The 7,971-nt window shown below is 64.5% G+C and carries 9 protein-coding genes and 1 tRNA gene; 1 reads left to right on the plus strand and 9 read right to left on the minus strand.

Translation table 11 applies throughout. The features are described from left to right. Positions 1–161: SDR family NAD(P)-dependent oxidoreductase (locus AB4Y79_RS21445; RefSeq protein WP_441866207.1), on the minus strand; the 161-nt coding region annotated here is incomplete at its 3' end. Continuing rightward, positions 158–1,084: an NAD(P)-dependent oxidoreductase gene (locus AB4Y79_RS21450; RefSeq protein WP_441866193.1), complete on the minus strand. Its 927-nt coding sequence runs from the start codon at positions 1,082–1,084 to the stop codon at positions 158–160. The genes AB4Y79_RS21445 and AB4Y79_RS21450, both read right to left, overlap by 4 nt. A 59-nt stretch (positions 1,085–1,143) precedes the next feature. Between AB4Y79_RS21450 and AB4Y79_RS21455 the strand changes: the two genes are divergently transcribed. After that, positions 1,144–2,208, plus strand: a complete 1,065-nt coding sequence (locus AB4Y79_RS21455; protein ID WP_441866195.1) for a D-2-hydroxyacid dehydrogenase — start codon at positions 1,144–1,146, stop codon at positions 2,206–2,208. A gap of 226 nt (positions 2,209–2,434) precedes the next feature. Here AB4Y79_RS21455 and AB4Y79_RS21460 read toward each other — a convergent pair whose 3' ends face one another. The 7 genes from AB4Y79_RS21460 to AB4Y79_RS21490 all read right to left on the minus strand — a co-directional run bounded on the left by AB4Y79_RS21460 (position 2,435) and on the right by AB4Y79_RS21490 (position 7,396). Then, positions 2,435–3,781, minus strand: a complete 1,347-nt coding sequence (locus tag AB4Y79_RS21460; protein ID WP_441866197.1) for an MFS transporter — start codon at positions 3,779–3,781, stop codon at positions 2,435–2,437. Between the two features lie 161 nt (positions 3,782–3,942). Further along, positions 3,943–4,740 (minus strand): IclR family transcriptional regulator, encoded by a 798-nt coding sequence (locus tag AB4Y79_RS21465; protein ID WP_441866199.1) that lies wholly within the window; start codon positions 4,738–4,740, stop codon positions 3,943–3,945. A gap of 247 nt (positions 4,741–4,987) precedes the next feature. Then, on the minus strand, positions 4,988–5,278 hold the full coding sequence (locus tag AB4Y79_RS21470; protein ID WP_441866201.1) for a hypothetical protein: 291 nt from the start codon (positions 5,276–5,278) through the stop codon (positions 4,988–4,990). Positions 5,279–5,383: 105 nt separating this feature from the next. After that, positions 5,384–5,456 (minus strand) — tRNA-Val (locus AB4Y79_RS21475). A gap of 102 nt (positions 5,457–5,558) precedes the next feature. After that, on the minus strand, positions 5,559–6,479 hold the full coding sequence (locus tag AB4Y79_RS21480; RefSeq protein WP_441866203.1) for an NAD-dependent protein deacetylase: 921 nt from the start codon (positions 6,477–6,479) through the stop codon (positions 5,559–5,561). A 6-nt stretch (positions 6,480–6,485) separates the two neighbouring features. Next, positions 6,486–6,980: a peroxiredoxin gene (locus AB4Y79_RS21485; protein ID WP_441866205.1), complete on the minus strand. Its 495-nt coding sequence runs from the start codon at positions 6,978–6,980 to the stop codon at positions 6,486–6,488. After that, complete coding sequence (locus AB4Y79_RS21490) at positions 6,977–7,396, minus strand: DUF3052 domain-containing protein (protein ID WP_308930684.1); 420 nt, start codon at positions 7,394–7,396, stop codon at positions 6,977–6,979. Before AB4Y79_RS21490 ends, AB4Y79_RS21485 begins: the two co-directional genes overlap by 4 nt. Between the last annotated feature and the right edge of the window lie 575 nt (positions 7,397–7,971).

Consider the following 7,971-nt stretch of genomic DNA (forward strand, 5'->3'; position numbering starts at 1 on the left):
GCCATCGCGGCCGCGGCATCCTTGAGCCGCTCCCCGTTCACACCGTTCAACACCACTGTTGCGCCGGCATCGGCCAGCGCCCGGGCCAACGCGCTGCCAATCCCCCGACTCGAACCCGTCACCAACGCAACCCGGCCCGACAAATCAAAAAGAGAACTCATTGTGCAACTGTTCCTTCCACCGCGGCCGCGGCACTGTGGCTGAGGTGGGAGATGGTTTGGCGCACCACTGCGAGGTCCTGGTCGCCGAGGCCCTGCCGCTTCAGTTCGGCGTAAAGCTCGGTGGCGGCCGTGGCGATGGGTACTGCCGTCCCCGCCGCACGGGCTGCGTCCAGCACGAAGGAAAGGTCCTTGTGCATGAATTTTGCCGGGCCGGTGGGGGTGTAGTCCTTGCTGACCAGGCGCGGGCCGACGACATCCAGGACCCTGCTGCCGGCCAAACCGCCGGACAGGACGTCGAACAGCGCCGCCGGGTCGAGCCCGGAACGCTCGGCCAGTTCGGCAGCTTCGGCGAGTGCCGCCGTCGTTGTCCCCACCACCAGCTGGTTGCACGCCTTGGCGAGTGACCCTGCGCCCAGGGGGCCAATGTGGCGGACGGTGGTGCCCATAGTGTGCAGGAGTGGCTCCACCCTGCCGAATGGGGCGTCCTCTCCGCCGGCCATGATGGCGAGGGTGCCGTCAGCGGCGCCCTTGGTGCCGCCGCTGACCGGGGCATCGACAACTTGGGCGCGGCCGCCGCTGAGTTCAGTGACACGCCGCCCGAAAGCCCGGACGGCAGTGGGTGAGACACTGCTCATGACCAGCAAGACGGTGCCGGGCGCGGGCGGCTGGTTTTTCCAGCCGGCCAGCAGCCCGGCAGCGGCCTCCTCTATCTGGGGCAGGTCCGGCAGCATGAAAACTATGACGGGAAGGTGGCCCAGCTCCTCCACCCGCGGTGCAACTGTTCCGCCAAGGTCCTGCAGACGGGCCGCCGCAGCGGGTGAGCGGTTCCAGCCCGTGACCTGCCAGCCTTTGCGGAGGGCGTTCGCCGCCATCAGTCCGCCCATTAATCCCAGGCCCGCAAAGCCTGCGCGTTTGTCGTCCATGACCCAAGCCTCACGTCGTCGTGCAAAAGAATTGTTCAATATCCTAGCCATAATTCAGTATGATGAACACTATGACTTCTACAATTACCGTGGCCGTTGCCGTGCCGCTCGAAGCTGAGCTGGTGGACCGCATCAGGGCAGTGGACCCGTCCGTCACCGTCCTGTACGAGCCCGACCTCCTCCCGCCGGAGCGGTTCCCGGCAGACCATGCCGGAGATCCGGAATTCCGGCGGACCCCGGAACAGGAGGAACGCTACTGGTCGATGCTGAACAGCGCGCAGGTCCTCTACGGGTTCCCCAACGAAAGTCCGACGGGGCTGGCCCGGATCGCCACCGACAACGAACACCTGCAATGGGTGCACGCCATGGCAGCCGGCGCGGGCGGAGCGGTAAAAGCTTCAGGCCTGGACCGGCAGGTCCTGCAAAAGTTCAAGGTGACAACATCCGCCGGTGTGCACGCCCTTCCCCTGGCGGAGTTCGCGGCAATGGGCATCCTGAACGGGTTCAAGCGCACCGCCGAACTGGGGCTCGACAAGCAGGCCAGAAACTGGCCTGCACTCCGGACCCCCACGCGGCTGGTCAGCGGTTCCCGGCTGGTCATTGCCGGACTTGGCGAAATCGGCCTTGAGACGGCCCGACTGGCACGTGCCCTTGGCATGGCCGTCAGCGGAACCAAGAGGACCCTGGAGCCCCTGGACGGCATCGACCAGGTGACGGGCAACGACGGCCTCGCCGGCCTCCTCGCCACCGCTGATGCCGTGGTGAACACCCTCCCTGGCACTCCGTACACGGAGAAGCTCTTCAACCGGGAAGTATTCGCTGCCATGAAGCCCGGCACCGTCTTCGTCAACGTCGGACGGGGCACCGTGGTGGATGAGGAAGCGCTGCTCGAGGCCTTGGACAACGGCCAGGTCTCCTACGCCTGCCTCGATGTCTTCGCAGTGGAGCCGCTCCCCCTCGAAAGCCCGCTCTGGAGCCACCCGAAGGTCCTGGTTTCGCCGCACACGTCCGCCTTGAGCGCCGCCGAGAACAGGCTGATCGTGGACCGTTTCTGCAGCAACCTGCGCACCTTCCTCGACGGCGGCGAACTCCCCCACCTCGTGGACACGGTCCACTTTTACTAGCCCGGCACCGGCGAAGGTGCCACGTACGGCCGCTGCATCCCCGCCCAAGGGGTTGCAGCGGCCGTACTTTTTTGTGCGGCGCGCCGCCCTGCCGACCCGTGAAGCTCAAGGCAGCATTGACCGCAGGCGTCAGGACTTCCCGGCCTCTGCTATGGCGGCAGGCCCCTTCTCCCGCTCATGCCAAACGCCCGGCCCGGATGATCCGGGCCGGGCGTCCAGGCCGTCGTCAGCTGGCGTCTTCGACGAGGACCAGGTCCCGGCCGCCGGTTTCCGGCGTGAAGAAGGTGGTGATAAACGAGATCAAAGCCAGCACGAGGGAGTACAGGGCCGGAACCAGCCAGGAGTGGTTGGTGGCTGCCAGCAGCGCCACGCCGATCATCGGGGCGAAGCCGCCGGCAAGGACGGCTGACAGTTCACGGCTCAGCGCAACCCCGGTAAAGCGGTGCTGGGAGCCAAACAGTTCCGGCAGAAGGGCACACTGCGGCCCGAGCATGGCCTGGACACCCAAGGCGATGCCCACCACCATGACCACCCAGACAAGCGTGACGCTGCCGAGGGTCACCAGGTAGAACGCCGGCAGCGCGATGACCGCCTGGAACAGGGCCCCGTAGCGGTACACAGGTACGCGGCCATAGCGGTCGGAGAGGGCTCCGAAGGCGACCACCATGACCGCCGCAAAGCCGGCCGCGATCAGCAGCCCGGTAGGGCCGATGAACTTGTCGCCGGGGAAGACACCCGCGGGCATGCTGATGAACGAAACCAGCAGGGCCGAGTAGATGGAGGAGTTACCGTTTTCACCCATGCGCAAGCCGATGCCCACCAGGACATTCTTTTTGGAATGCCGCCAGATCTGGGAGACCGGGTTCTTGACCACAGCCTTGTGTTTCTCGAGTTCCTGGAAGACCGGCGTCTCCTTGAGGCGGAGGCGGATGAAGATCGCAATGGCCACCAGGATGATGCCGGCAAGGAACGGCACGCGCCACAGCCAGCCCTGCAGGACGGATTTGTCCGCCAGCGCCATGAGGGCGAACGTCCCGGCGCCCAGGAGGGTACCCAGCTGGATGCCAACGAACGGCAAGGAGGCAAAGAAACCACGACGGCGGCGCGGCGCCACCTCGGAGATGAGCGTGGTGGCGCCCGCCTGCTCAGCGCCGGCCCCGAGCCCCTGGATGATGCGGAGGGTTACCAGGAGGACCGCGCCGAGCATTCCGGCCTGGTCAAAGGTGGGCAGGAGTCCAATGGCGAAACTGGCCACTCCCATGAGGCCGATGGTGAGGATCAGGACCATCTTGCGCCCGAACCTGTCCCCGATGTGGCCAAAGACGACGCCGCCGAACGGCCGGGCCGCAAATCCCACACCGTAGGTGGCAAAAGAGGCAATGACAGCGCCGCTCTCACCAAGTGGCGCGAAAAAGAGCGGGCCGAAGATCAGCGCGGACGCCAGGCCGTAGATATAGAAGTCGTAGTACTCCAGTGCGGAGCCCACGGAACTTGCAAGAGTTGCCCTTCGCAGCTGGTCCGCGTCGACGACGGTGCCGTCCGCGGCCTGCGGTGCATTAGTACGAGTTGTCACAAGAACTCCCTCATCACGCGCCAGGCCCCCGTTGGCCTGGCGGGTCAGCGACGGCACCCAACGTGCCGATCACTATGTTGAACAGCGTACAGCACGTTGGACGCGTGGCAAAGGGTTGAGCCGAAGGAAGTGCTCCGGGTACGGCGCTTCCCTGTTTGCCGCTAGCTCATGGGATTGCCCAGCGACCGTGCGAGTTCCTGCAATTCCTTGACCATCTGCGCTCCCTGTTCTGCCGTATACGTGGCCTTCAGCGCCGTTACAGACAGTCCCAGGCTGGGTCCGTGGGACCCCCTGGTGGGAACGGCCACTCCGAGGCAGACCACGCCCGTGGTGGATTCCTCGTCCTCAAATGCATAGCCCTGCTCCCGGATGGACCGCAGCTGGGCTTTGAGCTCGCGCCCTGTCCGCAGGGACTTCGGGGTGAGGACCGGCAACTCTGCGTCATCGGCAAACAAGGCCTCGATGTCGTGGTCGTGAAGCCTGGCGATCAAAACCTTGCCCACGGCACAGAGCGAGACCGGCATTTTGTCGCCGATGTTGGAGGTGAGCCTGACGGCCGGATGCCCCTCATAGCGTGCCAAATAGATGACGTTGGTCCCGTCCAGCATGGCGATCCGAACCGTCTCGCCGGAGAGGGTGGGTGCCTGCTCGCAGTACCGGTAGAACTCCTGGACCTCGTCCATGCGGCTGAGATAGGCCGCGCCAAGTTCAACCAGCTTGCGGCCCAAGGTGAATTCGGAGCCCTGCCTGTTGATGAGGCGGGCGTCCTCCAGCGCCAGCAGCAAGTTGGAGGTGGATGATTTCGGGATCCCCAGCTCACGGGCGAGGTCACTGAGGGTCAGCCTTCCACCCGCGGACGCCGCCAGTGCCTCCAGGACGGCAGCAGCGCGGGTAACGGCCGGCGCCGGCGAAGCGCTGGCGGGCCCGTCGGAGGAACGTGGGGTGCGGGAATCGGCCATGATTCTCCTTCAGTAGGCGCGTACGCTCGTCAGTGCTGTCCATTCAGCTGAACACAAACCATCATAGTGGCTGACGGGGCCAGGATTGGGTGCGAGCCTCCCCCCGCAAGGCAGGAAGGCCCCGCAGGACTTTTTGTTTCCGGGAGTTCACGGTATATTCATCCCAGGCCCTCCACCGCGGCATCCCCCAATAGTCGCGGTGGAGGGTTTTCCAGTGCCCCGAAGCCGACGGACGGAACGTGGCCGGTCAGGCCGCACCCGCTTCCGACTCCCTGAGCCGCCATCCGCCGCCCAGGCCGTCGCGCTGGAGATACAAGGTGGTCAGGGCGGACCGGCTGTTGTTTCCCAGCCTCACCTGCAACTGCAGGACCTCCACATCCACGCCGCTGTTGCCCTTCGGCATCCGGCGGCTGGTCTCCCACCAATTGATGCGTTCGAACCACCTCACCGGTTCGGCACCCACCGCCCATTCCCTGCCCCGGCTCAGCACCGCCGTCGGCATTCCCTCGCTGTCTGTGTGCACTATGACGTGTTCCATTCCTGCAAGGTATGGCAGGGCACTGACAATGGGAGTGGCAAGGCCGAAATACAGAAAAACCCCGCCGCCCCGCCGGAGAGGCGGGACAACGGGGTTTGTGACGGGTGGGTCCTACCGGGATCGAACCGATGACATCCACGGTGTAAACGTGGCGCTCTACCAGCTGAGCTAAAGACCCAAATAACGCGGTTTCCGGCGGTAACGCCGCAACCAACGAACATAAACTCTACCCGACGTTGGACCGCAAACGCGAATCGGCCCCAGGGCGGAAAGCTTCCCGCTAGAGCGGAGGAAGCTCAGACGCCAGGTAGCCCAACGCCTGGCTGACCCCCGCTTCCAGCTTGATGGTTGCCTTGTCATCACCGCGGGTCGTACCGCGGTTGATGATGACCACCGGCTTTGACTGCTTGGCGGCGTGCCGCACGAACCGCAGGCCGCTCATGACCGTCAGGGATGAACCGGCCACTACCAGGGCGGCTGCTTCGTCCACCATCGCATAGGACCGCTCCACCCGGTCCTTGGGCACGTTTTCACCAAAATAGACAAAATCGGGCTTCAGGGTCCCGCCGCAGGCAGGGCAAACGGCCACCACGAAGCTGTGGATGAGCGCCTGGTCCTCAACCGTGGCGTCAGCGTCGGGCGCCATTTCGACGAGTCCGGAAGCCGCCGCCCGCTCCAGGAAGCCGGGGTTGAGTTCCTCGAAGACACCGGCCAGGAGGCGGCGGGTGTAGGTCCGCCCGCAGTCCAGGCAGATCACTTGGTCGTACCGGCCGTGGAGATCGACGACGTTGGAACTGCCGGCGTCCTGGTGCAGCCGGTCGACGTTCTGGGTAATCAGTCCGGTGAGGTAACCGCGCCGTTCAAGTTCAGCCGCTGAATAGTGGCCTTGGTTCGGATCAGCATGCCGCATATGGGACCAGCCGATGTGGTTCCTGGCCCAGTAACGCCGCCGGTTGGCGGCGTCGCGGACAAACTCCTGGTACGTCATGGGCGAACGTGGCGGCGAGTCCGGGCCACGGTAATCGGGGATCCCGGAATCCGTGCTGAGCCCGGCGCCGGTCAGCAGGGCAAAACGTACGCCCGCCAGCAGGTCACGGATCCGGACCAACACCTCAAGGTCCTCGCCGGAGGGCGGGGCCGGGGCCACCGGCGGCCTGCTGGCAAAGCCCGTCAGGCCTGTCCCCCGCCGCTGATCTGCCATGCTGCCTCAGGCCCGCTTCAAATCCGCCAAAGCTGCGCGGTACTCGCCGAAGTCGCGGGCTTGGCCCCTCGGGTTGACCACGCTGTACCGGACCTTGCCGTCGGCATCGACGATGAAGGTGGCCCGCTTGGCCATGCCGCTGCCGGCATCGAACACGCCGTAGGCGTTGGCCACGCCCCCGTGCGGCCAGAAATCGGCCAGCAGGTCGAATCCGTACCCTTCCTGGGCCGCGTATGCCCGGAGGCTGAACTTGCTGTCAACGGACACTCCCAGGACCACGGCATTCGAATCCTCGAACGTGGCCAGGTTGTCCCTTATCTCGCACAGCTCGCCGGTGCAGATCCCCGAGAACGCAAACGGGTAGAACACCAGCACCACGTTCTGTCCGCGGAATGACGAGAGGCGAACCGGCTCACCGTACTGGTTGGCCAGCTCAAAGTCGGGCGCGGTTGTGCCCACTGCGGGAACAACTGCGGAAGCGGCCTCAACCGCTGCCGTCATTTGTTCTTCCTGCTGACAAGGCGCGCGGCGCTCCAGTCCTTGGAGACACCGGCAGAGGTGGTGACGTGCAGGCCGGCGGTGGGCGCCGCTTCCTGGATGTCCGCCGGCGAAACGTAACCGTCCCTGCCCGATTTGGGGGTCAGGACCCACACGACTCCGTTTTCGCTCAGGGTAGTGAGCGAATCCATCAGGCTGTCTACCAAGTCTCCGTCGCCGTCACGCCACCAGAGGATGACAGCGTCCGCCACGTCGTGGTCGTCCTCATCCAGCAGCTCTGAACCGGTGAGGTCTTCAATATCGTCACGTAAGTCGAAATCGACGTCGTCGTCGTAACCGAACTCCTGAATCAGATCCCCATTTTTGAAACCCAATTTTTCCGCCACATTTACCGAAGTGGCGGCGTCGGCCTCGCTCACGTGTTCCTCCAATACGTCATACATGCGTTGTGCATAGTGATTTCCATTACTCCCAAGCCAACACCCTTTGTGCCTGCGCTTCAAGCTGCCTCCCCCGGGATTGCGCATATTCTGCGTCACATCCCGTTGCGGCGGTGCCCTGGCAAGGGCTTTTGGCCACACAACCAGTATGACGAACGAAATACAACAGCAGCGACCGGACCGCAGCTACGCATCGTGTTGCCGTCAGGGCTAGAGTGTCTGATGACAACTATGCCCGCGGGACGACACCCCTGTGACTCCGGGCAGGCATAGGAGCGCTAGGAAGCTGCCCGGCACACATGACCGGGCTGTTGTAACCGATACGTCGCACACGGCGTATATACGCCGGGCAGTCACCCTGCCTGGCCTGAGTGCGCCGATTCATGCGCGCAAAGAGAGGTTGGACGTGGCTGCAGGAGAAGATACCTCCCATATCCTCAGCGGGTTGACTAACCAGCTGCCTGATCGTGATCCGGAAGAGACTGCCGAGTGGGTTGAGTCCCTGGATGCGTTGATCAGGGAACAGGGCACCGAGCGTGCCCAATACATCATGC

Source organism: Pseudarthrobacter sp. YAF2 (genome assembly GCF_052113345.1).
Taxonomy (GTDB): Bacteria; Actinomycetota; Actinomycetes; order Actinomycetales; family Micrococcaceae; genus Arthrobacter.